Here is a 22,357-nt window from a genome sequence, read left to right on the forward strand (position 1 = left end):
AAATGTTGGGAGCGGGATTGGCCGGAGAGAAGGGATGCTGGCGCAGTTAACGTCCGCCTTTGTCTTCCTTCTCGATTTTCTCGAAGATGCTGCGCACCGCGTTGCGGCGGTCTTCTTCGGGGGCGTTACGGAATTTTTCGTCGCTGAATTTCTCTCTCAATGCGTCACGGAATTTGTCGCGGGATTTTTCAGAGAGGGATTCGTATTTTTTGCGGTCTTCCTCACTGGGGCCCTTGTTGCTGCGGCTGAAGCGGTCGCCACCGCCGGGTGGTCCGCCGGGTCCGCCTTCAGGACGGCGCTCGCTCTTGTCTTTCCTCATGTCGTCCTTGCCCAGGGCGGTGTGGCGGATGCTGAAGGTTTCGCCGCCGATGGCGATCCTGGCCTGCGCGAAATCGATTTTTTCCGAGGGCTGTGCGCCGACGAGCTTCCAGCCTTTGAGGTTCGGCTCCTCGGAGACGACGAGCGACTGCTTGTTGGTCTTGTCAAAGATGGTCACCACAGGTTTGCCATCGACGTAGGCCATGCCGGTGAGCACGAGCGAATCAGAAATGCTGACGATGCGGGTAAACGGCGAGTTTTCCACGATGGCCGTGAGACTGGCCGGATCAAACGGCTGGGGCAGGTCGGGATCGACCGGGCCTGCGGGGGCTGCAGCAGGAGCCGCTGCGGGCAGCGTGGGGTCGAAACCGTCCGTGGGCAGGGGGGCAAAATCCGCGGTGGTGAGCGGCGGCAGCGCGTCCGCAGGGGCAGGTTCTTGCGCGGTGAGCGGCGTCAGCGCGCAAGCGCATAGCAGCAGATGAAGGGAAAGGGGTTTCATGGTCAGAGTCCGGCCTCAGGTTTGAACCATCGGGCCAGGACGAGGTTGCAGAGCACCTGCGGCGTCTTTTCCTTGGCCTTGGAGTCGATCTCGAGTTCGAGTTGTTTGATGGCCTGGAATTTTTCGGGCGATTGCAGCGAGGCCAGCCAGCCGAGCACGGTAGTTTGATCGCCACGCAGACGCACTTCGACGGCGACTTCGCGATAAACGGCGGCGTTCTGTTTGCTGTCGGCGGCATCGGGCAGGAGCTGCTGCTTCTGCACCTGGAGCTGATAATCGAGCGCGACGTTCTGAATCTCCTCCAACAACTGCGCCTGCGCGGTGCCGAGGCTTTCCGTGACAGGCATGTTTTGGCTCAGCCACGCGGCCCGTTTTTCCCAGAACTCACGATCGGCCAGATAGCCGTCATTTTCACGTTTTTCTGCTTCGAGGGCGGTGATGCGTGCCAGCACGGCGGTGCGGCGGTCGAGAAACTGTTTGAGAATGATGAACGTGGCCATGAGCAGCAGCGCGCTGATGCAGGCGGCGAGCAGTTTTCGTTCACGTTGGGTGAGGGCGAGGGCCATTCGGGAAAATTTGAAATTTGAAATGTGGCGCAGCCGCTAGGGCAGCTTGCCTTGGGCGCGGAAGATGGCGGTGGTGCCTTTGACTTCGGGTCGTGGATTGGTCCACTCGTAGCGACTGAGGATGCGGTTCTTTTTGAAGTCTTCGATGAACTGGAAGGCGAGTTGGGCGTCGCGTGCTTCGCCCTTGATGTCGATCTCGTTGCTCTTGACCTCAAAATCGCGGATCACGATGCCGCTGCCGGGCATGATGCGGTTGATCTCGGCGAGTAGAAACAGCGGGTAGCGTTTCGGTTCGATGGCCGGGGCGAGCACTTTCCAGCGTTCGTTGGCTTTGCGTACGGCGGCGGCAGGCTCGCTGGTGACCTCGATCTCCGCCGCGAGCTTGGCGGCACGTTGTTCCTGAAAATGCAGGTAGGCGAAGGCCAGAAACGCGAGCGAGACATAGAGCATGCCGCCGAGCACGAGCGCGCGTGTGAGTTTGCCCCGGCGCACGCTGGCCGTCTGGGCGGCGCGGATGCCGGCAGGCAGCATTTTGCTCCAGGTGCGGGTGTCGAGCGCGGTGTTCGGCGGCAGTTCGGCGACGATGCGCACCGGCAGGTCGAGCACGGAGCTGAGACGTGTCATCAGGCCGCGGTCAAAGTTGGCCCCGATGAGCGCCACGCCGGTGATGCTGTCGGTTCCCAGATCAGACTCCAAGCTGAGGCGCGCCAGAGTGATTTCCAAGGCCAGCGCTTCCTCCGTGGCGGGTGCTTGGGTGAAAATGTGGCTGTGGTAGAGCTTGCCATGATGGCTGGCCGCGAGCACGAGATCGCCTTGTTCTTCAATGATGATGACGTGGCCTGCTGGGAACTGCGCCAGGCGCAACGCGGCGGTGTAATCGCTCGCATGGGCGGCGGCGAGTGCAGCGGGGAAGGGTTCGGCGAGAAGATCGACGCTGACGATGGCCTGGCCGCCGAGGTTGCCGAGCAGATGCCAACGGTAATTTTTTCCTGCCGCGTCCTGTTCGAGCTTGAAGCCACGACGTTCGAGCTGGGTGACAATGATCTGCTCCAGCAGGTCGCTTTCGGTTTGTGGCAGGATCAGGCCGATGGTGCGGCAGGCGGAGGCCGGCAGACCGATGATAAGCGGCTTGGCAAGGTGCGAAGCCTGCGACGGACTGTCCACCACTTCGGCGCTGGTGCTCGCACGCGGCTTCCATACACGCCAGGCGGCATCGGGGGCGGGGAGGAGCAGCGTGGCGGCAGATAGTGACATCGTGGGGTGGGGCATTTACAACGTGTGGGGGCAGGGGAAGTTGCGCAGCATTGTGCATCGGTGAGCCGGTGCGTCAGTGAGTACAGAAAGGCTTATCATCCAGCGCTGTCTCACTGTCACCGAATTACTGGCGCACCGTCCACCGGCACACCGTCTCAATCTTCCATGCGCCCCAAGTACGTCACCGCGCCGGTTTCCTGATTGCGGCGGGTGACGACGATGATCTTGGAGCGTTTCGTACCGACCCAGCCGATGCTGGTGATGCGGCGCAGGCTGGTGTCGTCGTCATTGACGATGCCGCTGATGGCGGTGAGGCGGTCGCCGCTGAGACCGAGGAGCTGGTAGGCCTCTTCGTCACGGATCCGGCGGTCGTCTTCGGTGCCGGGGATGCCATCCGCACCGTCACGCTCGGAGATGAAGCGGGTCACCTCACCCTCGGAAGCACCCGTGACAGCCAGCAGCACGTCTTTGAATACCGTGCGCAGATCGATCTGGCCTTCGCCGTAGATGCTGAAGTATTCGCGCCAGTCAGGTTTCTTGCGATCGACGGCATCCATGCCGCGCACCAGCAGCATCTCATCCACGCGGGCAAAGCCTTGGTTGCGTGGCGCATCGTAGATGCCCAGGTTCTTGTAGTACTCGGCTTCGGCGCCGTTCGCACGCTGGTTGCTGTCATTATCGACCCAGTCGGCCAGGGAATCGGCCGCGATGCCGGCGTCTTCGGCGTTGAGCTGCCAGTAGATGAACAGATTGTAGATCGCCTCACGCAGGCGCTCGTCGGTGGCGTAGTTGATCGGGATGCGGGCACCTTCGTAGTTGATGACGACATCAAAACCGCTGTCCGGGCCGATTTTTTGCTTCATGACCATGTCACCACGCCGTGTGTTCGGATGCAGGCCGACGGCGAGGCCACTTTCCGCCAGATGCAGCGCTCGGAACTGATATGCCGCCAGCTTCGACTCCTCCGCACTGTACGTGATGTATTCGACCACGCCCATGACCGTGACGGACATGAGCAGGATGGCCCAGATCATGAGCATGAGAGCGGAGCCGGCTTCGCGGGCACGAGGTTTGGTAAATGTTCTCATCGCCCGCCTCCTCCAGTTCCTGAGGGTGGGGATCCGCCACCAAGGGCGCCGCCGCCTCCAGCGGGCGCAGCACCTCCGCCACCGCCAGGCGGCGCACCACCACGACCACCGCCCGACGTCTGGCTTGCTCCACTGGTGGTGCTCGTTGAGCTGCTGCTTGTCGTTGGTGCCCGACCGGCCACCAGAGTGATGACAGGAACGCTGAACACCATGCGAATCGGCAGCGTGCGATCCTTGAGCACGAGCTGGGCTTCGATCACATCCGGCCAGGTGGACTTGCTCCATTCCTCATACCAGGTCTCTTCCTTCTCGATATAGAAGCGCCACTTCAGCGACACCACATCCGGCAGCAGCGGCATCCAGTAACGACCTTCCTCATCCGGCGCGTACAAGCCGGTGGTGGACTGGCGGTTGCTGCTCTGCCGGTCATCGGTTTGTGGGATGAGGTCTTCGCGTGACAGACTCAGATAATGCAGCGGCATTTCATTGGAGTCGGCGAGACCATCGGGATGCGGGCGGATGCGCAGCGTGGTGTCCTTTAATGTGATCGGGTTGAGACCAAAGGGAAAACAGTCCGGCGATCCGGCAATCGTCAGCTCCTGGATGATCGGCTCCGTGTTCTGCACCAGCTTGAGCGTGAGTGTGGCGGTGCTCGGCAGGGTGGCGAACGCCCTGCGGTTCAGCTCGATGAAACGGTTCACCGAATCGCTCTCACGCTGGATGTGCTCGATCTCCGCCGCACCGCGCACTGAGCCGCGGATGATCGCGAACAGCGTCGCCGTGATCATCGACAGGATCGTGATGCCGATCACGACCTCGATCAGGGTAAACGCCGCGCGTCGTTTATGGCTGGGCGGGTTTATAGACATAGACGTTCAAGGTATCCTCCTGGGGCACACCGTCGAAGGACGACGTGGCCTTGATGGTGAGATTGTAGATGTCACTCAAAGTGCCGCCGCTGGTCGTTTTGAGCGACACCGGCTCCGTGCTGCTCGTGTAGGTGACGCCATACGTCGTGTCCATCTGAGAGGTGCTCATGTTGGTGATGGGCTTGCGTCGGATCTCCTCCAAAAAATTGCGCATCCCGATGCGGATGATCTGATCACGCTTCAGCAGATTCGCCGTCTCCAGCGCCTGATTCAGCGCCTTCGCCAGCCCCAGGACGGCGAGCGCGAAAATCGTCAGCGCGATCACCAGTTCAAACAAGATGTAGCCGCTCCGGCGCTTGTGAGCTGACGTTTTCATCGCAGATCCACGCTCTCCTTCACAATGTCCGCCGTCAGGGCGGCGAACTCGACATCGAACGTGGCAGAATCGCGTTCAATATGGACCTTCAGCGGCTGGCAGACGCCGCTCGGCTGAAACACCCAGAGCTTCACAACATCGCCTTCGAGGTAGAGCGGTTCGGTGTCATACCAGAACTGGAGCGAGTACTTCATGTCCTGCGGCATCTCGTACTTTTCCGTCCAGTGCTCGTCATATTTCGGTGCGGGCGGTGCCAGCGGCAGTTCGGTGGTCTTCGTGACGCTGCCGCCGTTGTCGAGATCGTTCTTGTCGAAGGTTTCCTGCTCCGCCGGTGGATTCTCGCCGGTTTCGAGAAACTCCTGCAACTCGGCAAGCTGGAGATACGGATTGAAGTAACGCGAGGCGGTGAAGCCGCCGCCATGAAACGCCACCTGATACGGCCGCTTCTCCGTCATCGCTCGCATGCGCGCCTCCCGCGCCAGTTTGACCAGCGCCGTGACCGGTTCACGTGCCAGGCGCTCTTCGCGGAACCCTTTCAGCATCGGCACCGTCGCCGCCGCCAGAATGGCGACGATGGTCAGAGCGATGATGATCTCGACCAGCGTGAACGCGGAGGAATGACGAATGCAGCATGACGAATGACGAATGACAGGAGCATCACTCGCGTCATGGCCGGCCTTCGGATTTCGACATTTGGATTTCATTCCGTCATTCTGCATTCGTCATTTGGCCGCCGTCTTCTTCCAGTTGCCGAGGTCATCTTCCGTGCCGTCCTGGCCATCGGCTCCGAGAGTCCAGATATCGTAGGGTTTCTTCGATTTCTGCGCGGGGAAACGATACTTGTAAGGCTGGCCCCATGGGTCTTTCGGCAGCTCTTCCATGAAAGGGCGGTAGTTGTCGGGGATCGGTTCGATGGTGGGTTTTTCCACCAAAGCCTGCAGCCCCTGCTCGGTGGTAGGCACGCGGAGCGTCCTGCCTTCATAAGACAGGAGCGCGAGTGCTATTTTGTCCATGTCCGCGTCGACGCGTGAGTCTTTGGCGGTATCAATCAAACTGGAGTACATCATCATCGATCCGCCTGCGAGAATGGCGATGATGGTCAGCGTGATCACGATTTCGATGAGCGTGAAGGCAGCGGTATGGAGTGTTTTGGAGTTCGATGAGCGGATTTTCATGGTGGCAGGATTGAACAGGATTTCTGGGGTTATGAACAGGAAGAAATGCGGTTGGTTGCGACGCCTCAGCCGCCGCCACGGATGCCAGTAACGCTTTGAGCGATGGCGGCAACGATGGAGTAGGCCACCGTGCCGACCATGACGGCCATGACGACGAGAATGATGGGCGTGATCATCGCGGTCATGCGTTTGATCCGCCGGTCCAGCTCCTTGTCGTAACGTGTGGCGCATTTTTCCATCGATCTGCCGAGCTGGCCGGTCTGTTCGCCCACGGCGATCATGTCGGCGAGCAGCAGCGGAAAGCTGCCGACTTTGCGCAAGGCCGTAGAAAGCGGCGCACCTTCCGAAACGAGGTTGGTGACCTTCGCGAGCAGTGACTGGATGAAGACATTGGCGGAAATCTTGGAAACGAGACGAATGCTGTTCAGCAGCGGCACACCGTTGGTGATGAGATTGCCCAGCGAGTGCGCAAACTGCGCGTAGAAGCGCATCGACTGGATCGCACCGAACAGTGGCAGCTTGAGTTTCGTGTCATCCCACCACATGCGGCCTGCGGGGCTGGAAATGTAGCCGCGAAAGGTCAGAAAGGCTGCGGTGAGCGCCGCCAGAATGGCCCACCACCACTGGCCCATGAAATGATTGAAGCTGATGAGCAACTGCGTGGCCGCCGGGAGCTTTTGGCCGTTCTTGCCCATCAAATCCATGATCTGCGGCACCATGAAGGTCATGAACACGACCATGAGCACGATGCAAGCACCGATCAGGAAGGCCGGATAGATCATCGCCTGCGTCACCTTGGCCTGAAGTTCGGCCATGACGGAGAGATTGGTGGAAAGGCGGCGCAAAATGCTCGGCAGCGAGCCGCTGACCTCGCCTGCGGCGGCGAGATTGCAGTACAGATCATCAAAGCTCGGCGACGCCTTCCGCAGCGCCTTCGCCACCGTGGAGCCTTCACGCAGTTCATTGCGCATCGTGGTGGCGATGCGGCGCACTGCCGGCGCTTCCTGACGTTCCTGCATCACGCGAAACGCCTGGTCAATTTGCAGGCCACCATCGAGCAAGTCCGCGAGTTCTTCGGTGAACGAAATGAGCTGCGCCCGCTTCAATTTCACCGGTCCTTCATCTGCTACCGCTTTGGCTTTTGCCGCATCCGATTTTTCCTCCTGCGTGACCTTCACCGGCGTCAATGCCTGCGCCTCAATCTTCCGAAACGCCTCCGCGCGCGATCCAACAGTGACAGAACCCGTGACGGTCTGTCCGGTGGCGTTGAGAGCGGTGTAGGCAAAGGCGGGCATGGGGAAAATGATGAATGACGAAATCAGAATGACGAATGAACGTTATCGGCGTTGATCGAGGGCGTCACTGGTGGCAATACGGTCATGGCAGCTCCCGTCTCATTTCGGCGATGAATTCCGCCAGCGGCATGAGACGGGTCTCTCCCGAGGCCAACATTCGCTCCCGTTCGGCCAGCACCTCAAAATGCCAGTCTTGCGGACCGGCTTCGGCCACGGCCAGGTCGTTTCTCAACCAGTCAAAAACCTGCCCTTTTTGAGCAACAGACAGCTTTTCCTGCGGGATTTTGATGGGGAGATTGGCGGCGGGGGTCATGGGGAGAGATTACTCAATGAGTGACGGGTTGGCAACGCTGCTGGGGGGGGGGACGAACGGGTCAACGGCAGCTTAGCACCTGACGGATCGTGCGGGGATCGAGACGGCAGTCGAGCACGGCATACACCTTCACGATGTCGTTCTGGACCTTGTAGTAGAAGCCATGCGGGAAGCGTTTGGAGGCGCAAAAATGATAGCCATGCCGTTTACGGTGAACACCGCCCGTCACACCGAGTTCCATGATTTCAGGCTGGATGCGGTCAAGAAAGTAGTGACCCGCACCCGGCTCGCATTTTTCATAAAAGACGAAGCCGTCGATCAAGTCTTCGGATGCCCAGTCTTCGAGTCTGACGATCATGACACGCGACGGCGAATGGCTGCGAACGCTTCGTCAACATCCCGCCAGACGGATTCACCACGCGCTTCGCGTTCTTCGCGCTCACGCAAAACATCGGCGTGCCATGCCGGCGGCTCGATTTCTGTAGCGTGGTTGCTGCTGAGATCCTCGCACAGGAACTCAATAACCTGCCATTTTTGTTTTGGAGTGAGTCCTTCGAGCGGGATTTCGATGGGGGGATTGGCGGCGAGTGTCATGAGGCGAAATTACTCAATAAGTGAGGGGTTTGCAACGCTACTCACTGGCCGCCGTCACGGTCATGACTTCTTCGAGCGTGGTGACGCCTTCAGAGGCTTTGCGGAAACCGTAGTGGCGCATCGGCACCATGCCGTCTTTGAGCGCCTGGGCCTTGAGTTCCATGCTGTTGGCGCGGTTGTTGATCTTGTCCTGCAAGGCTTCGGTCATGAGGCAGATTTCCATGATGGCGAGACGACCGGTGAAACCGGTGTTGCGGCATGAGCGGCAGCCGACGGGCTTGAACAGCTTGTTTTTCCATTCCAGCGGGAAGCCGATGGTGCGCAGGTGGCTGTCTTCATGATGGGCAGGCTGCCGGCAAAGATTGCACAGCGTACGGACGAGGCGCTGGGCCTGGAAGGCACGCACGGACGACGAAATCATGAATGGCTCGATGCCCATGTCGAGCAGACGCGAGATGCCGCCGACGGCGTCATTGGTGTGAAGCGTGGAGAAGACCAAATGGCCGGTCAAAGCGCCACGGATGGCGATCTCGACGGTTTCCTGGTCGCGCATTTCACCGACCATGATGACGTTGGGATCACCACGCAGGATGCTGCGCAGACCGGCGGCGAAGGTGAGGTCGATTTCCGGCTTCACGGCGATCTGGATGATGCCATCGAGCTTGTTTTCGACCGGGTCCTCGATGGTGACGATGCGACGCTCCTTGGTGTTCAGTTCCTTGAGGAAGGTATAAAGCGTGGATGATTTGCCGGAGCCGGTGGGACCAGTGACGAGGATGATGCCATTCGGCGCTGCGAGCAGCTTGCGAATCGTTGCCTCGGTGGCGGGATCGAGGCCGAGGGACATCAAGTCGAACTTTTTGCGGGTGAGTAGGCGGAGGGCAACGGATTCGCCGTTCACGCTTGGAATCGTCGCCACGCGGACGTCGATGGGTTCGCCATCGAGTTCGAGGTTGATGCGGCCGTCTTGCGGCATGCGGCGCTCGGCGATGTCGAGGTTCGCCATGATTTTGAGGCGCGAGATCAGCGACGATTGCAGCAGACGCATGTTGGGCGGCACGGGCACTTCGAGCAGTTTGCCATCAACGCGGTAGCGAATGCGCAGGTCTCGCTCCAGCGGTTCGACGTGAATGTCGGTGGCACGTTCCTTGAGCGCTTCACGAAAGACCTGGTTCACGAAATTCATCACCGTGGCTTCTTCGTCGGCTTCATCGAGCACGTTGACCTCCTGTTTGAGATCATCGTGCTCATCGCCGCCCTCGCGGCCTTCGAGCAGTTCTTCGAAATTTTCTGCACCGACGCCGTAGCCCTGATGCAGCGCTTCGAGAATGCGATGCCGTGGTGCGATCTGCCAGTGGACCCGTTTGCGTAGTTCCTGACCCACGGCCTGACGTGCGTTGAGGTCGAACGGGTTGTAGGTGAGGATCGTCATCTCGCTCCCGGCCTGCTGCGAGGGGCAGATGCGATGGCGAAGAGCAAGCTTGGCCGGGAAACGGCTGTGCAGACCTTCCGCAGCGTCACCGACACCATTTTCGGCGAAGGGAATGCCGAGACCGGTCGCGAGCTGGGCAAAAAAGCGGTCTTCATCCACCATGCTGCTGTCCACCAGTGCATCCATGAGCGGCTGGCGCTTGTCGGCGGCGATTTCGAGGGCGTGGCGCAAGCGGGTGGGTTCGGCGCATCCGGCGCTGGCGGCGGTGCGGACGAGAACATCGATCAAGGAGGTTGCTGGCATGTGAGGGCGATACAACGCAGGCATGCGGGCAAAGTTTCGCTCAGGCATGCAAGAGCTTCATCGGCGAAGAAAATCTGTGGAGCCACCGCAATCGTGTGCTACATCGGCATTCTCCATGAGCACACTCTTACTCACTCGTTCCATGAAGGCGCTCGCCTTCGCCAGCCTCGCCCTCGCCTTGAGCAACTGCGCCGTTGTGAAAAAAGGCAACTACTCCCTCAACTTCGATCCGCCGGCCAAAGCGGTGAAAAATCCCGCGAATGTGAAGGTAAAGCTCAGCACCGGTGCCCAGCGCGTGTATGTGATGGAAGGCAATGAAGTGCTGCTCGCCACGCCATGTTCTGTCGGCACCGCCAGCACGCCGACGCCGCTCGGCACCTACTCGATTTACAGCAAGGTGGCCAACCGTCGCCGCGCCAGCTCTCCCGGCGCTGGTTATCCGATGACGTTCTGGATGGAGTTCAAATCTGCCTACGGCATGCACTGGGGCTGGGTCAAGCCTTATCCCTGCACCCACGGTTGCGTGCGCCTGCCCATCAAATCCGCGCAGAAGATCTTCAGCATGGTGAAATCCGGCACGCCGCTCATCATCGCCACCTCGCATCCTGAAGACGCCACCCACGGCAAGTCGCTCCCCGTGCTGGATGACAGCACCCTGGCCGACCCGCCAGACTCCTACATGATGAGCAACAAGGTCTTCGAAGACGCTGCGAAGGGCAAAATGTACTACTGAGCCGTCTGGCGCTTTGTTTTTCTCCGCAATGTCCGCTCCAGCATCCGCTCCAGCCGCCCGTCGTGTGAATGTCCGCACGCCCGAGGTCATGGAGCGTGTGCAGGCGGAGGTGGAGACGCACTACCGCAGCCACATCGTCGAAAAAATCCGTGCGCGTGGCAGCGTGATCAGCGTGGGCAACACCACGATCCGTCTCGCCCGTGATTTCGGTTTTTGCTATGGTGTGGAGCGTGCCATCGACCTCGCCTATGCCGCACGAAAGGTGTTTGCCGACCGGCGTGTGTTCCTGCTTGGCGAAATCATCCACAATCAGGAGGTGAACCGTCAGCTCACTGAAATGGGCGTGGTTAGCATCCCCAACATCGACCACGAGGCGATGGTCGCCACCATGACGAACGAGGATGTCGTCATCGTGCCCGCTTTTGGCGCGGAAACGCGGCTGATGAAGCTGATCGGTGAACGCGGTTGCATGGTGGTCGATACGACCTGCGGCGACGTGATGAGCGTGTGGAAACGCGTGCGCCAGTATGCGAAGAACGGATTCACCTCGATCATCCACGGCAAGGCCAGCCATGAAGAAACCCGGGCCACCTCCTCGCGTGCCATGGGCGATGATGGCATGGGCAATTACCTCGTCGTGCTCACGCTGGCCGATGTCGATTACGTTTGCGACTACATCCGCCACGGCGGCGACCGGGAGGCGTTCTTGAAGCGTTTTCCGCCCGGAGTGCATTCCGATGGCTTCGATCCCGATCTTCATCTCACGCGCATCGGTGTGGCGAACCAGACCACAATGCTCAAATCCGAGACCGAGGAGGTTCAGCGGCGTTTGAAGCAGGCGGTGCTGGATCGTCATGGTCCTGCGGAAGGTGTGACGAATTTCCAGGTCTTCGACACCATCTGCGGTGCCACGCAGGAGCGGCAGGACTCGCTGTTTGGCCTGTTGCAGCAGCCGCTCGACGTGCTGCTCGTCGTCGGCGGCTACAACAGCTCCAACACGACCCATCTCGTTGAAATCGGCGAGCAGCAGCTTCCCACCTTCTTCATCCGCACCGCCGACTGCCTCAAATCATTGGAGCAGATCGTGCATTTCGATCTTCATCTCAAAGCGGAGAAGGAAAGCTACTCCACCAAGCTCGCCAGCGAAGGACCGGTGACGCTAGGCATCACCGCCGGGGCTTCGTGTCCGAACAATCTCATCGAAGACACCGTGCTGCGCGTGTTCAAGCTGCGGGGTGTTGACGAAGCCGCCGTGCAGGCCGCTTTGAACTGATATGCAGCACACACCGACCATCGAAACCCGCGAGGAGGTGATGTTTTTTGACACCGACTGCGGCGGCGTGGTCCACAACATCGCTTACCTGCGCATGATTGAAACCGCGCGCACCCGTCTTGCTGGTTTGATGGGCATGAAACTGCGTGAAATGGCACAGACGCATTTGTATCCCGTCGTGGTGCGCACCGAGATCGACTACAAGAAGCCGGCGAAGCTCGGTGATGAACTCATCATCCACGGCAAACTCGAAAGCGTCGAGCGCGTGCGCTTCTGGTGCTCGTTTGAAATGCGCCGTGCCGAGGACAACGCCTTGCTCATCACCTGCCGCCAGTCACTGGCGCTGGTGCAGATGCCGGAAGGCAAGCCGTCACGACTTCCAGCAGACTGGAAGGTGAAGTATGCGCATCTGATGCAGAAGAAGGGTGAGTAGGGCGGATGTGTTCGGCGCATGGATCTGCGCAAACACGAGTGCATGCTTCGCCGAACTATCCGGCTGGTTGGGAGGCACTCGAGCGTCAACAGGCCTTCGCACTCGCCTTGAGCCGGATAGTTGGGCGAAGAAGCTGTGGACGGAAAGTGGTCCCAACCGCCCAACACATCCGGCCTACGATCATCCGCGCCCGCTGACGCCCGCCGGTTTTCTGGGCTTCTTCTCGGCCTTGGGCTTCGCTTCACGTGGCGGGAACTCCCAGCTCATGATGCGTTTTTCGCCGGGGGTGCAGACGAGGAATGTGCTGAACGGGCGGCCGCGTTTGGAGATCATGCCGGCGATCAGCGAGGTCTTGCCGTCCGCGAAGAACTCACGCGCATTCTCGGGCGTGATGTCTTTCTGGCAGAGTTTCTTCGGCAGGCGGGCGTTGCACTTGGTGGATTCAGCGGCGTTGATTTTGCACTGATAAGCATCCGGCGTTTCGTAGATCTTCTGGTCCTTTCGGCCCTTCTTCGCACAAACGGGGCAGTCGGCGATGACCGGGCATTCGTCCCAGTTGATCGCATCAGGATCGCTGCCCTCGAAGACGAAGGACAACTTCATGTCGTCCTTGACCTGGAGCGCGGCGGTGAACTCCTTGCCTTTCTTGCTGCGGAAGCCTTCCAGCGGACCGATGAAGCGCTTCTCGATCAGCGTGCGAATTTCATCGTCGCTTAGCGGACGGCTGGCGACGGTCTTATAGACGCGCACTTTGCACTTGGGATTTTTGCAGCCGTAGAACTCCTCAGTCTGCTTGTAGCCTTCGGTGCTGCCACAGACGCCGCAGGTGGCCTTGAACTCAGGATACACCTTCTCCTTGGCGGCTTTGGAGAACTCCTTGGTTTTGTCCACGACCTGCTTGGTGACGCGGCGGATGTCCTTCATGAAACTCTCGCGGTCGAGTTCGCGATGCTCCATTTGGCGCAGTTTATACTCCCACTGGCCGGTCATTTCAGGCGAGCTGAGCGTGTCGATGCCGATGGCGCTGATTTGATCAATGAGAGCGAGGCCTTTCGCGGTCACATGCATGTCGCGCTGCACGCGCTCGATGTAGCGATCCATGATGAGACCTTCGATGATGGCCGCACGCGTGGCGGGCGTGCCGAGACCGCGTTCGCTCATCGCTTCGGCGAGTTCTTCGTCTTCGACGAGCTTGCCGGCGCCTTCCATGATGGAAAGCAGTGTAGCTTCCGTGAAGCGCGGCGGCGGCTTGGTCTGGTGCTCATTCACTTCGACATCCAGCGTGCTGGCGGTGTCGCCATCATTTGCGGCCACGAGCAGTTTGGCGGCATCCTCGCCACCTTCAGCGGCTTCTTCGGCGGCTTTTTTGCCATAGACGCTCAGCCAGCCAGGCTCCTTGAGCACCTTGCCATCGCTCTTGAACGCGTCTTTGCCGACACGCGTGATACGAGTGGTCACTTCAAACTCAGCAGCAGGGAAAAACACGGCGACGAAGCGACGTGCGACCATGTCGAACAGCTTCTGCTCGGCTTCCGGCAGTTCCTTCGGTGGAATCAAGCCGGTCGGGATGATGGCGAAGTGGTCGCTGACTTTGCTGCTGTCAAAGATGCGCTTGTTGAGCTTCACCCACTTCTTGTCGAGCGCGGTGGCGGCGTGCGTGCCGAGTTCATGCGGCAGCGCGTCCTGCTTGCGGCTGTCGTGGCTGGCGAAAGTTTTGAGCGTGTCGGTGACGGTGTCGAGATAATCCTCCGGCAGATGGCGCGAATCCGTACGAGGATAAGTCAGCACCTTGAACTTCTCATACAACGCCTGCGCGATTTGCAGGGTGCGGCGGGCAGAGAAACCAAAGCGATTGCTCGCCTCACGTTGCAGACTCGTCAGATCGTAGAGCAGGGGAGCGGCTTGACGGGCAGGTTTGGTGGTCTGCTCGACCTTGCCGGGCTTGCCGTTGCAACGATCGGCGATGGCCTGTGCCGTGCCTTGATCCCACAGCCGCTCGGCCTTCTTGTGCTCATCGGTTTCATCTTTCTTGAAGCCTTCGTCGATCCAGCGGCCGGAATAACGGCCTGCTTTCACCTCAAACAACGCGATGGCTTCAAAATAGGTGCGCGGCACGAAGGCGGCGATGTCACGCTCGCGTTGCGCGAGAATCGAGAGCGTCGGCGTCTGCACGCGGCCCACCGGCGTGAGGCGGAAGCCGCCGTGGCGTGAATTCAGCGCGGTGAGCGCTCGCGTGCCGTTGATGCCGATGAGCCAGTCGCTTTCGCTGCGGCATTTCGCGGCATCGGCCAGCGGCTGCATCTCTTCGTCAGTGCGCAGCTTCTTATAGGCATCCAGAATGGAACCCTGGGTCATGGACTGCATCCACAGCCGCTTGATCGGCTTCTTGGAGCCGGTGGCATCCACGATGTAGCGGAAGATCAGCTCGCCCTCGCGCCCGGCATCGCAGGCATTGATCACGCTGTCGATGTCTTTGCGTTTGAGCAGCTTGGCCAGCAGCTTGTAGCGTTCCGCACTTTGCTCGATGGGATTCAGCTCAAACTGCTCCGGCATGATCGGCAGACTGGTGAACCCCCAGCCCACTTTCTTGCCATCCACCATGGGCATGCCGAGTTCCAGCAGATGGCCGACGGCGGAGGAGATGACGTGTGTTTCGTTCTCGTACCAGTCTTTTTCTTTGGCGAAAGGCTTCATGCCGGGGGCTTTGGCAAGTGCGCGGGCAAGATCGGCGGCAACACTGGGCTTCTCGGCAATGATCAGGGCTTTGGACATGTGCGTGTGAACAGGGATGGTCGGGAAAAAGGGAGCTACTTAGGGGATGCTTTCGCCCCCGCTGTCAAGCCGGGCGCGTTTTGAGCCGTGAAAGCCGCCTGCTGTTCAATCATACGCGCAGCAGCGAAATGGCGACATTGCCAGCGAAACAGGCGGCTTATGGCGCTCATCCTTCCGCCCTTTCCAGCCGCTCCTTCAGCCGCTTCCAGTCGGGACAAAGCTGTTGCAGCATGGCTTGGAACTTCGGGCCGTGGTCGGGATGCTTGAGGTGGCAGATTTCGTGGGTGATGACGTAGTCGATGCAGGCGGAGGGGGCCTTAATGAGTTCGGGATTGAGGTGGATCGTCCCGCTCTTCAGGGCGCTGCCCCAGCGTTTGGGCATGGAGCGCAGGTGAAAGCGGGGCTTGGGCAGCTTGCGTTGCTGGCACCATGCAATCCAAGGGATCAATCGCCGCTCGAACTGTTCCAGAGCATGGCGACGATACCAGAATTCCAGGGCTTCTTTGATCTCACGCTCACCGTTATTAGAGGTCATGACGTGCAGGTAGCCACCTCGAAGCGCCACCTGTGCGGGAGCACCCTTGGCGATCTTCAGGCGGTATTGGCGGCCCATGTAGCGGTGCGTGGCTCCGTTCACATAGCGGAGAGACGGGCGCGTGGCGTTCATCTCGCGGAAGGTCCGGCGCTGCGTGCGTATCCAGCCGGTGCGCTTCTCCACACGGATGAGGATGGCTTCGAGTGGGGCGTGGAGCGGAGCCACCAGTTCCAAGGTGCCATCCGGCAACACGCTGATGGCGAGGGTCTGGCGGTTCGTGCGCTTGAGCTGCGCGGGACCGGCGGCGGTGTCGATGATCTCGGGCCTAGACATCGTCGGTGCGGTGCATGGCGATGCGGATGACGTTCTCCATGATCGCATCCATCTGGATGAAGCTCAAGGTGATGCCTTTCTGCTTTTGGAGGTCGAAGAGGAAATCATCCAGGTCATTCCGCATGCGGTTTTGCGCATCCACGTTTTCCCGCCAGCGCACCACGGCATGCTTGCGGATGATTTTCTCCATCTCGCAGGCCGCCTCGGCAAGAATCGCATCCGGTGTGGGTTCAAGAGGCTTGATGTCGCCGCCGTAGGCCGGCGCATCTTCGCGGACCACACCCTCGTTGTCAGCGCCATCTGCCGCAGACTTCACCGCCATCTGCTCCTTGAGCGCCCCAAAGAGCGCCCGCGAGAGGTCGTTCTCCTTGAGCACCTCGGGCACGTCCTGGGCATTGCCGCCGCGTGTCTGCTCCATGATGTCGGTCACCTTGGAGAGAAACTCCGCCTCGCTGATGCGCTCGGCCTTGTAGTCGTCGATGGCTTGCTGGAGCAGGGCCGAGAGCTTGCGGTAGAAGAACGGGTCTTCCTCCATCTTCTCCGTGATCGTCTTCTTGGTGCGGTTGGCGATGGTGTCGGCCTTCGCTCGTGGCGACTTGGCTTTCTCCACCTCGGCCTCGAAGGCCTCGCGCTCGAAGATGTTCACCGGCTCCACCACCTGGATCACCTCATCGGCCTGCACGTAGGTGTTCAGCATCTTCTGAATCTGCTTCTCGTAGTCGCGGTAGTCGATCTCCTCCGCGTAGCGCAGCTTCACGCTGGCACGCAGCTTTTGGAAAAAGGCCGCGTCACTCTTGTAGCGCTGCGCTTGATCGGCAGGCGTGGCGGTGACCCAGTGGATGCTGGAGGAGGCCATCTTCAGCACACGGCTAAAGCGCCACAGGCGGGTGTAGAAGTCCTCGCGCACCTCCTTCGGCTCCAGCGCCAGCTCAAAAGACTCCTCGTCCTTCTTGTTCTTCACCTCCTTGAAGAGATCCCACAGCGCGTCATGCAGCGCGGGCAGCTTCTTGATCTCCTCGGCGATGTTCGTCAGCGTGCCTTCGAGGTCATCGGCATCGAACTTGCCTTCCAGGCTGCTGTAAAGCTCCAGCGCATCGTGCAGCTCGGCGACGACACCGTAGTAATCAATGATGTAACCGTAGTCCTTCCCAGAGTGCAGGCGGTTCACGCGGGCGATGGCTTGCAGCAGCGTGTGGCCTTTCAGGCTGCGGGCGATGTAGAGCACCACGTTGCGCGGGGCGTCGAAGCCGGTGAGCAGTTTGTCCACCACGATCAGCACCTCCGGTTCATCGCCCTTCTTGAAGGCATCAATGATCCGCCGGTTGTATTCCTTCTCGGTGCCATATTTCGCCATCATGGCCTTCCAGAAGAGTTCCACGCTCTCGTCCTTCTCCGCCTCCTGATGCTCCTCCGGGTTCTCGATCTCGGTGGGACCGGAGATGATGACCTCGGTCTTCACCTTGCCGAACTGGTCAAAGTAAGCCTTCAGCAGCAGCGCCTCCTTCTTGCCGGGTGCGGTGAGCTGGCCTTTGAAGCCCGTGCCCTGCCACTGCTTGGAGAAATGCTGGCTCACATCCCAGGCGATCAGGTAGAGGCGGCTTTGCAGGCGGTTGAGCTCATCGCGGGCGGTGAACTTCCGCTTCAGGTCGGCCTTCTGTTCCTTTGTCAGACCCTCGCACATGGCTTCAAACATCGTGTCCACGGGTGTTTGGTTCACCTGCTGCACGATGTGCCTGCCCTCATAGAGCAGCGGCACCACGGCCTTGTCGTCCACGGCATCGCGGATGGTGTAGGCGGGTTCGATGAAGCCGCCGAACTTGTTCGCGGTGCTCTTCTCCTTCTTCATCAGCGGCGTGCCGGTGAAGCCGATGTAGCAGGCGTTGGGGAGCGCCTTCTGCATCTGGATGTTGGCATCGCCGTATTGACTGCGGTGGCTTTCATCCACCAGGACAAAGAGGTCGTCCTTCAGCTTGTGCAGCTCACGGGCAGCTTTAGCAGCCGTCTCGAACTTGAACAGCACGGTGGTGATCACCGCCACGCGTTCGTCTTGTAGCAGTTCGATCAGGTGCGCTCCCGTCTTCGCCTGCTGCGGGTCTTTGCCGCATTGGTGGAAGGTCTTGGTGATCTGCTCGTCCAGGTCGATGCGGTCCGTCACGATGACGATGCGCGGATTCGGAATGGTCTCATCCAGCGCCAGCGCCTTGCCCAGCAGTACCATGGCCAGTGACTTGCCGCTGCCCTGCGTCTGCCAAATGACCCCGCCCTTGCGGCGACCCTGCACATCCCGCTGCTTCACGCGTTCCAGCGTGGCCTTGATGGCGAAGTACTGCTGGTAGCGGGCGATCTTCTTCACCGCACCGCCCTCGTCGTAGAGGATGAACTGCCGTGCCAGCTCGATCAGCCGCTCCGGGCGGCAGAGAGACCAGATGAGTTTGTCCTGCTCGGTCGGCTCGCGCTCATGCATCATCTGCTCTTCGAAGGCTTGCTTGGCGAAGGCAAAGCCCCCTTTGAAGAGCTTCGCATGCTCCTCCGGCCGCACCAGGCTGTTCACCACGGTGCGCACCTGGGCGCTGACATCGTGCAGCTCCTTCCACTTCGACCAGAACTTCAAGGGCGTGCCCGTGGTGGCATAGCTGCCGTCGTTCTTGTTCAGCGCCAGCGCGAGCTGGCTGTAAATGAAGAGCTGCGGGATTTCCTCCGCCTGCCAGTTGCGGATGTTCTGGTTCATCGCCTGCTCCAGCGAGTCCTTGGCTTCAGGCCGCTTGTTCTCCATCACTACAAACGGGATGCCGTTCACAAAGCACACGATGTCCGGCCGCCTTGTCTCGTGGCTGCCGCTGCGCTCCACCTCAAACTCGGCCGTGACATGGAAGACGTTGTTGCGCGGGTTCTGCCAGTCGATGTAGCGCAGCGTAAAACCCTTCGTCTCATCGGAGATGGTCTGGTCCAGGCTTTTGCCCAGCGTGAGCAAATCATAGACCTTCTCGCTGGTGCGCACGAGGCCTTCAAAGGGGATGTCCCGCAGCGCTTCGATGCCTTTGGCGATGTTCTCGTCCGTGAAGGGCAGCTCCCGGCCCTTGAAGTTGATCTTGTTCAGGCGTTTGAGCTGCCCGGCCAGCACCTTTTCCAGGATCACCCGACCAAACTTCCCCTTCCGCTCCACCGCGCACTCCTCCGGCGTCAGGTAGGTGTAGCCGAGCTGCTGGAGCAGTCTCAGCGCCGGAATCTGGCTGATGGGGGCTTCTTGGAAGGAGGGAGTCATTTGGTCCAAAAAGGTTGCGCATCCCATCCGGCGACAAAACCCATTGCGGTCGGATCGATCTCGGAAAACATGGATAGCAATGCCTTGAACTGCTGCCTGAATGAGTGCCCCGGATTGGCCACATCAAGCGCGTCCACCAGCACGACAAGATGCCCTTCTAAGCGTGTGGGTGAACGCATCAGTCCCATGTGTTTGTTTGCCAGCGGTGGGCTGATGGAGAACACCCGGTTCCACAAGCGTCCGTGATGAGCACAGATGTTTCTGAGATGTGCAAGCGCATGAAGCCAACCCTCGAACATTTTGGCGGGCACTCCAAAAGGTTTCGCGATTTCGGCCTTCAACTTGGAATCTCCCAGGCCCTTGTAGAGTTTTGACAGTGTGCCGAGTGTCAGCACCTCAGCAGTCATCCAGAACGGAGGCAGATAAGGATCGCCGTACTTGGTGTAGTAATGTTGGATGAAGGTTTCAGCATGGTTGGCGGGCAGTACCCGGCTACGTGTCGGCGGTGGGTATTTGATACCGAGTTCACGCTCCAACTGCTGGATGAAGTAGCTGTGATCGAACGCCGGGTGAAAATGCCGGGCGTCGAGAAACCAGTGCGAATCGCTCCAGTGCGTGCAGGTGGCGGAAACCATGCGTGCGCGGATGGATACTTCGACTCTTTCGATGCCATCAATGACATGCACACGAAGTTCCCGGTCAAACTCATACAGGCGGGAAATCTGCTCCCAAGTCGTTCCAGGCTTGAAGGTTTTGCGGGTGGGCGCTTCAAGAAACGGGTATGCGTAGCCAGCCAGACGGTAGTAACCGATGTTTTCCAGCGAGGATAAAACATCTGAATCACTCGAAACAACCAATCCGCGTGATTTGAGCTTCTGCAGCAGATCGTGAAGATTGCAGACGGGTTTGATGTACTTCATGCGCAAAGACCCTCCGACGCTTCATGGGCAAAAAAATGCCCACCAAGTTGCGCATCGTTGAGAGGCGTGGCGGGCTTGTTGGTACCAACATGGTACACCGTGTACAGATTGCAACTTTGCAATGATAGAAAATTGTCCTCGGGTTTCCTGCTTCCGTACAGTTTTCCTGATCTGTGGGTAAATCTGGCTGACCCACAGCCACAAAGGCTGTGGTACACGGGTGCTAAAGTAGGTGTTCGGCTGGCAAGCATGGGCGGATCATTCAAGCGTTCCTCCGTTTGTGATCAAATGAAGCAGGGTTCGAGACTCTCAGCCGTTCGAGCAACTCTGGGGTCATCGACTCTGGCGTTTCTTCCCACGCCAGTCCCAGCGCATGGAAATAAGGGCGGAAGCCTTCCTTCACGATGCGACTGACCTGCCAGATAAAAGGCTCATTGTTCCCGTTCACATGAGCCTCTTCCAGGAACGTGTAATAGGCCAAGCGTTGGTCCACCGTGAGCACGGCAGGTGGGTAACCGGCCTTCATGAGCTCCAGATTCATGAGCAGGCGCCCGGTGCGGCCATTGCCATCGACGAAGGGGTGAATCTTGACGAAGTCGCTGTGCACGCGGGCGGCACGTTCGACGGGATGCAGGGCCATGGCCTCGGTTTGATACCAGGTGATGAACTGCTCCATCAGCTCGGGGATCAGGACTTGATCCGGTGGCAGATGCTCCGCGCCGGAGATGCGTACGTTCACGCTGCGGTAGCGGCCCGCGTTGTTGTCATCAATGCCTTTGAGGATGAGCTGGTGCAGGGATTTGATCGTCCACTCCGCCAGCGGCTCGTTCTTCTGCACGAGGCCTTCCAGCAGCAGGATGGCGTTCTTGTGGTTCACGGCCTCCAGATGCTCGCGGATGGACTTCCCGCCGATGGTGATGCCCTCCAGCGCCACCTTCGTTTCCTGAAGGGTGAGCGTGTTGCCCTCGATGGCATTGGAATGGTAGGTCCAGCGCACGATCAGGTCCTCCCGCAGGTTGCGCACAATCGCCGGGTCCAGCGGACGATGCTGGTCGAGTGTGGCCTTGAGGCGGTCGATGTCGGGGAAGGTTTTCATGGCGATGGTTCGGTCGTCTCTCGCGCCCCTTCAGGGCTCATCGAAATGGAGATGGATTGGACGTTCGTTTCCCAGGGCATCGGTCGCCAAGGCTCCCTCAGCCCTGGGCTGGAGTCTTAGCCCCCGTTGGGGGCGAAGCAGGGCGGCCCAACGGGCCGAAAGAACATAGCCCAGGGCTGAGCGCAGCGATGCCCTGGGATGCGATGCCAATACCATCATAGATTCGCGCCCTGAAGGGGCGCGAGAGGCATTCATCGTTGGACGAGGTATATCAATCCCACACATAGCGTTCATCGAATTCGATTTCGTATTTGCGCAGAAACGCGCGGAACTCGTCCTGAAACGTCTTCACGCGGTGATGCTCCCGCTGGTTGCGGATGTATTGGCGGACTTCCTCGACCGCCGACTGGCTCACGGAAAAGGCTCCATAACCCGCCTGCCAATGGAATCCCCGATAGGTTGGTCCATGCTCCCGCAGCCACTCCGTGGCGCTCTTTTTCAAACCGCCGACCACATCGCTCAAGGCAACCGTCCGCCCGAGTAGAAAAAGTACATGTGCATGATCCGGCTCCGAGTTGATCTCCACAGGCATGCAATCCATGCCCTTCAAGGTCCCGCCCATGTAGGCGTGGAGGTCATGCCGAATGTCGTCCATGAGCACGCGTTCACGGTTCTTCGTTGAGAAGACCAGATGCACATAGAGTTTGGCGAGTGATTGCGGCATGGCGGTTGGAATGGCGCGTCAGGGGTGGATGAGTGCCTCTCGCGCCCCTTCAGGACGCGATGAAATTAAAACGGCCTGAAACCTCGTTCCCAGGGCATCCGTCGCCAAGGCTCCTTCAGCCCTGGGCTGGAATCTCGGTCCCCGTTGGGGACGCCGAACATCGGCCTGAAGGGCAGCGGGATGCAATGGAGTGA

21 protein-coding genes and 1 pseudogene are annotated in these 22,357 nt (G+C 59.7%); 3 read left to right on the forward strand and 19 right to left on the reverse strand.

Annotated elements, in window-relative coordinates; all coding sequences use genetic code 11:
• Positions 1–46 precede the first annotated feature (46 nt).
• From ACKVY0_RS26750 to ACKVY0_RS26810, 13 genes are all read right to left on the reverse strand, one after another.
• Complete coding sequence (locus tag ACKVY0_RS26750; RefSeq protein WP_409217933.1) at positions 47–817, reverse strand: hypothetical protein; 771 nt, start codon at positions 815–817, stop codon at positions 47–49.
• Between the two features lie 2 nt (positions 818–819).
• On the reverse strand, positions 820–1,383 hold the full coding sequence (locus tag ACKVY0_RS26755) for a GspMb/PilO family protein (RefSeq protein ID WP_409217934.1): 564 nt from the start codon (positions 1,381–1,383) through the stop codon (positions 820–822).
• A gap of 36 nt (positions 1,384–1,419) precedes the next feature.
• Positions 1,420–2,637 carry a hypothetical protein gene (locus ACKVY0_RS26760; RefSeq protein WP_409217935.1) on the reverse strand — a complete coding sequence of 406 codons (1,218 nt, stop codon included), beginning with the start codon at positions 2,635–2,637 and terminating at the stop codon, positions 1,420–1,422.
• A gap of 155 nt (positions 2,638–2,792) precedes the next feature.
• Positions 2,793–3,725 (reverse strand): general secretion pathway protein GspK, encoded by a 933-nt coding sequence (locus ACKVY0_RS26765; protein WP_409217936.1) that lies wholly within the window; start codon positions 3,723–3,725, stop codon positions 2,793–2,795.
• Positions 3,722–4,594: a type II secretion system protein gene (locus ACKVY0_RS26770; protein ID WP_409217937.1), complete on the reverse strand. Its 873-nt coding sequence runs from the start codon at positions 4,592–4,594 to the stop codon at positions 3,722–3,724. Before ACKVY0_RS26770 ends, ACKVY0_RS26765 begins: the two co-directional genes overlap by 4 nt.
• On the reverse strand, positions 4,569–4,970 hold the full coding sequence (locus tag ACKVY0_RS26775) for a prepilin-type N-terminal cleavage/methylation domain-containing protein (RefSeq protein WP_409217938.1): 402 nt from the start codon (positions 4,968–4,970) through the stop codon (positions 4,569–4,571). The genes ACKVY0_RS26770 and ACKVY0_RS26775 overlap by 26 nt, the downstream gene beginning before the upstream one ends.
• On the reverse strand, positions 4,967–5,674 hold the full coding sequence (locus ACKVY0_RS26780) for a Tfp pilus assembly protein FimT/FimU (RefSeq protein WP_409217939.1): 708 nt from the start codon (positions 5,672–5,674) through the stop codon (positions 4,967–4,969). The genes ACKVY0_RS26775 and ACKVY0_RS26780 overlap by 4 nt, the downstream gene beginning before the upstream one ends.
• 18 nt (positions 5,675–5,692) lie before the next feature.
• Positions 5,693–6,145, reverse strand: coding sequence for a type II secretion system major pseudopilin GspG (gene gspG, locus ACKVY0_RS26785; protein WP_409217940.1), 453 nt, complete (start codon positions 6,143–6,145; stop codon positions 5,693–5,695).
• Positions 6,146–6,210: 65 nt separating this feature from the next.
• Positions 6,211–7,440 carry a type II secretion system F family protein gene (locus tag ACKVY0_RS26790; protein WP_409217941.1) on the reverse strand — a complete coding sequence of 410 codons (1,230 nt, stop codon included), beginning with the start codon at positions 7,438–7,440 and terminating at the stop codon, positions 6,211–6,213.
• A gap of 82 nt (positions 7,441–7,522) precedes the next feature.
• Entirely contained in the window at positions 7,523–7,753 is a 231-nt protein-coding gene (locus ACKVY0_RS26795) for an acyl-protein synthetase (RefSeq protein WP_409217942.1), read from the reverse strand.
• Between the two features lie 61 nt (positions 7,754–7,814).
• Entirely contained in the window at positions 7,815–8,111 is a 297-nt protein-coding gene (locus tag ACKVY0_RS26800; RefSeq protein ID WP_409217943.1) for a type II toxin-antitoxin system RelE/ParE family toxin, read from the reverse strand.
• Positions 8,108–8,347 (reverse strand): addiction module protein, encoded by a 240-nt coding sequence (locus ACKVY0_RS26805; RefSeq protein ID WP_409217944.1) that lies wholly within the window; start codon positions 8,345–8,347, stop codon positions 8,108–8,110. Before ACKVY0_RS26805 ends, ACKVY0_RS26800 begins: the two co-directional genes overlap by 4 nt.
• A 37-nt stretch (positions 8,348–8,384) precedes the next feature.
• On the reverse strand, positions 8,385–10,082 hold the full coding sequence (locus ACKVY0_RS26810; RefSeq protein ID WP_409217945.1) for a GspE/PulE family protein: 1,698 nt from the start codon (positions 10,080–10,082) through the stop codon (positions 8,385–8,387).
• 115 nt (positions 10,083–10,197) lie between these two features.
• On the opposite strand from ACKVY0_RS26810, the gene ACKVY0_RS26815 reads away from it, so the two are divergent.
• Genes ACKVY0_RS26815 through ACKVY0_RS26825 form a run of 3 tightly spaced genes read left to right on the forward strand, consistent with a single transcriptional unit; the run spans position 10,198 to position 12,521 of the window.
• The gene (locus tag ACKVY0_RS26815; protein ID WP_409217946.1) at positions 10,198–10,815 is read left to right on the forward strand and encodes a L,D-transpeptidase; all 618 of its coding nucleotides are present in this window, start codon (positions 10,198–10,200) and stop codon (positions 10,813–10,815) included.
• A gap of 28 nt (positions 10,816–10,843) precedes the next feature.
• The gene (locus ACKVY0_RS26820) at positions 10,844–12,088 is read left to right on the forward strand and encodes a 4-hydroxy-3-methylbut-2-enyl diphosphate reductase (RefSeq protein WP_409217947.1); all 1,245 of its coding nucleotides are present in this window, start codon (positions 10,844–10,846) and stop codon (positions 12,086–12,088) included.
• Between the two features lies 1 nt (position 12,089).
• Positions 12,090–12,521: an acyl-CoA thioesterase gene (locus ACKVY0_RS26825; RefSeq protein ID WP_409217948.1), complete on the forward strand. Its 432-nt coding sequence runs from the start codon at positions 12,090–12,092 to the stop codon at positions 12,519–12,521.
• Between the two features lie 180 nt (positions 12,522–12,701).
• Here ACKVY0_RS26825 and ACKVY0_RS26830 read toward each other — a convergent pair whose 3' ends face one another.
• From ACKVY0_RS26830 to tnpA, 6 genes and pseudogenes are all read right to left on the reverse strand, one after another.
• Positions 12,702–15,293, reverse strand: coding sequence for a DNA topoisomerase III (locus tag ACKVY0_RS26830; protein ID WP_409217949.1), 2,592 nt, complete (start codon positions 15,291–15,293; stop codon positions 12,702–12,704).
• 166 nt (positions 15,294–15,459) lie between these two features.
• Complete coding sequence (locus ACKVY0_RS26835) at positions 15,460–16,161, reverse strand: M48 family metallopeptidase (RefSeq protein WP_409217950.1); 702 nt, start codon at positions 16,159–16,161, stop codon at positions 15,460–15,462.
• On the reverse strand, positions 16,154–19,423 hold the full coding sequence (locus tag ACKVY0_RS26840) for a type I restriction endonuclease subunit R (protein WP_409217951.1): 3,270 nt from the start codon (positions 19,421–19,423) through the stop codon (positions 16,154–16,156). The genes ACKVY0_RS26835 and ACKVY0_RS26840 overlap by 8 nt, the downstream gene beginning before the upstream one ends.
• Complete coding sequence (locus ACKVY0_RS26845) at positions 19,420–20,343, reverse strand: Abi family protein (protein WP_409217952.1); 924 nt, start codon at positions 20,341–20,343, stop codon at positions 19,420–19,422. Before ACKVY0_RS26845 ends, ACKVY0_RS26840 begins: the two co-directional genes overlap by 4 nt.
• A 361-nt stretch (positions 20,344–20,704) precedes the next feature.
• A pseudogene (locus ACKVY0_RS26850) lies at positions 20,705–21,439 on the reverse strand (Fic family protein); the annotation flags it as partial.
• 271 nt (positions 21,440–21,710) lie between these two features.
• Positions 21,711–22,163 (reverse strand): IS200/IS605 family transposase, encoded by a 453-nt coding sequence (tnpA, locus tag ACKVY0_RS26855; protein ID WP_409217953.1) that lies wholly within the window; start codon positions 22,161–22,163, stop codon positions 21,711–21,713.
• Positions 22,164–22,357: the final 194 nt, after the last annotated feature.

Origin of the sequence: Prosthecobacter sp. (genome assembly GCF_046154365.1) — a bacterium.
Classification (GTDB): Bacteria; Verrucomicrobiota; Verrucomicrobiia; order Verrucomicrobiales; family Verrucomicrobiaceae; genus Prosthecobacter.

Bases quoted from the DNA above. Each gene is read 5' to 3' on its own strand.
- ACKVY0_RS26750 (WP_409217933.1), bottom strand. From the start codon at position 817: ATGAAACCCCTTTCCCTTCATCTGCTGCTATGCGCTTGCGCGCTGACG.
- ACKVY0_RS26755 (WP_409217934.1), bottom strand. From the start codon at position 1,383: ATGGCCCTCGCCCTCACCCAACGTGAACGAAAACTGCTCGCCGCCTGC.
- ACKVY0_RS26760 (WP_409217935.1), bottom strand. From the start codon at position 2,637: ATGTCACTATCTGCCGCCACGCTGCTCCTCCCCGCCCCCGATGCCGCC.
- ACKVY0_RS26765 (WP_409217936.1), bottom strand. From the start codon at position 3,725: ATGAGAACATTTACCAAACCTCGTGCCCGCGAAGCCGGCTCCGCTCTC.
- ACKVY0_RS26770 (WP_409217937.1), bottom strand. From the start codon at position 4,594: ATGTCTATAAACCCGCCCAGCCATAAACGACGCGCGGCGTTTACCCTG.
- ACKVY0_RS26775 (WP_409217938.1), bottom strand. From the start codon at position 4,970: ATGAAAACGTCAGCTCACAAGCGCCGGAGCGGCTACATCTTGTTTGAA.
- ACKVY0_RS26780 (WP_409217939.1), bottom strand. From the start codon at position 5,674: ATGAAATCCAAATGTCGAAATCCGAAGGCCGGCCATGACGCGAGTGAT.
- gspG (WP_409217940.1), bottom strand. From the start codon at position 6,145: ATGAAAATCCGCTCATCGAACTCCAAAACACTCCATACCGCTGCCTTC.
- ACKVY0_RS26790 (WP_409217941.1), bottom strand. From the start codon at position 7,440: ATGCCCGCCTTTGCCTACACCGCTCTCAACGCCACCGGACAGACCGTC.
- ACKVY0_RS26795 (WP_409217942.1), bottom strand. From the start codon at position 7,753: ATGACCCCCGCCGCCAATCTCCCCATCAAAATCCCGCAGGAAAAGCTG.
- ACKVY0_RS26800 (WP_409217943.1), bottom strand. From the start codon at position 8,111: ATGATCGTCAGACTCGAAGACTGGGCATCCGAAGACTTGATCGACGGC.
- ACKVY0_RS26805 (WP_409217944.1), bottom strand. From the start codon at position 8,347: ATGACACTCGCCGCCAATCCCCCCATCGAAATCCCGCTCGAAGGACTC.
- ACKVY0_RS26810 (WP_409217945.1), bottom strand. From the start codon at position 10,082: ATGCCAGCAACCTCCTTGATCGATGTTCTCGTCCGCACCGCCGCCAGC.
- ACKVY0_RS26815 (WP_409217946.1), top strand. From the start codon at position 10,198: ATGAGCACACTCTTACTCACTCGTTCCATGAAGGCGCTCGCCTTCGCC.
- ACKVY0_RS26820 (WP_409217947.1), top strand. From the start codon at position 10,844: ATGTCCGCTCCAGCATCCGCTCCAGCCGCCCGTCGTGTGAATGTCCGC.
- ACKVY0_RS26825 (WP_409217948.1), top strand. From the start codon at position 12,090: ATGCAGCACACACCGACCATCGAAACCCGCGAGGAGGTGATGTTTTTT.
- ACKVY0_RS26830 (WP_409217949.1), bottom strand. From the start codon at position 15,293: ATGTCCAAAGCCCTGATCATTGCCGAGAAGCCCAGTGTTGCCGCCGAT.
- ACKVY0_RS26835 (WP_409217950.1), bottom strand. From the start codon at position 16,161: ATGTCTAGGCCCGAGATCATCGACACCGCCGCCGGTCCCGCGCAGCTC.
- ACKVY0_RS26840 (WP_409217951.1), bottom strand. From the start codon at position 19,423: ATGACTCCCTCCTTCCAAGAAGCCCCCATCAGCCAGATTCCGGCGCTG.
- ACKVY0_RS26845 (WP_409217952.1), bottom strand. From the start codon at position 20,343: ATGAAGTACATCAAACCCGTCTGCAATCTTCACGATCTGCTGCAGAAG.
- tnpA (WP_409217953.1), bottom strand. From the start codon at position 22,163: ATGCCGCAATCACTCGCCAAACTCTATGTGCATCTGGTCTTCTCAACG.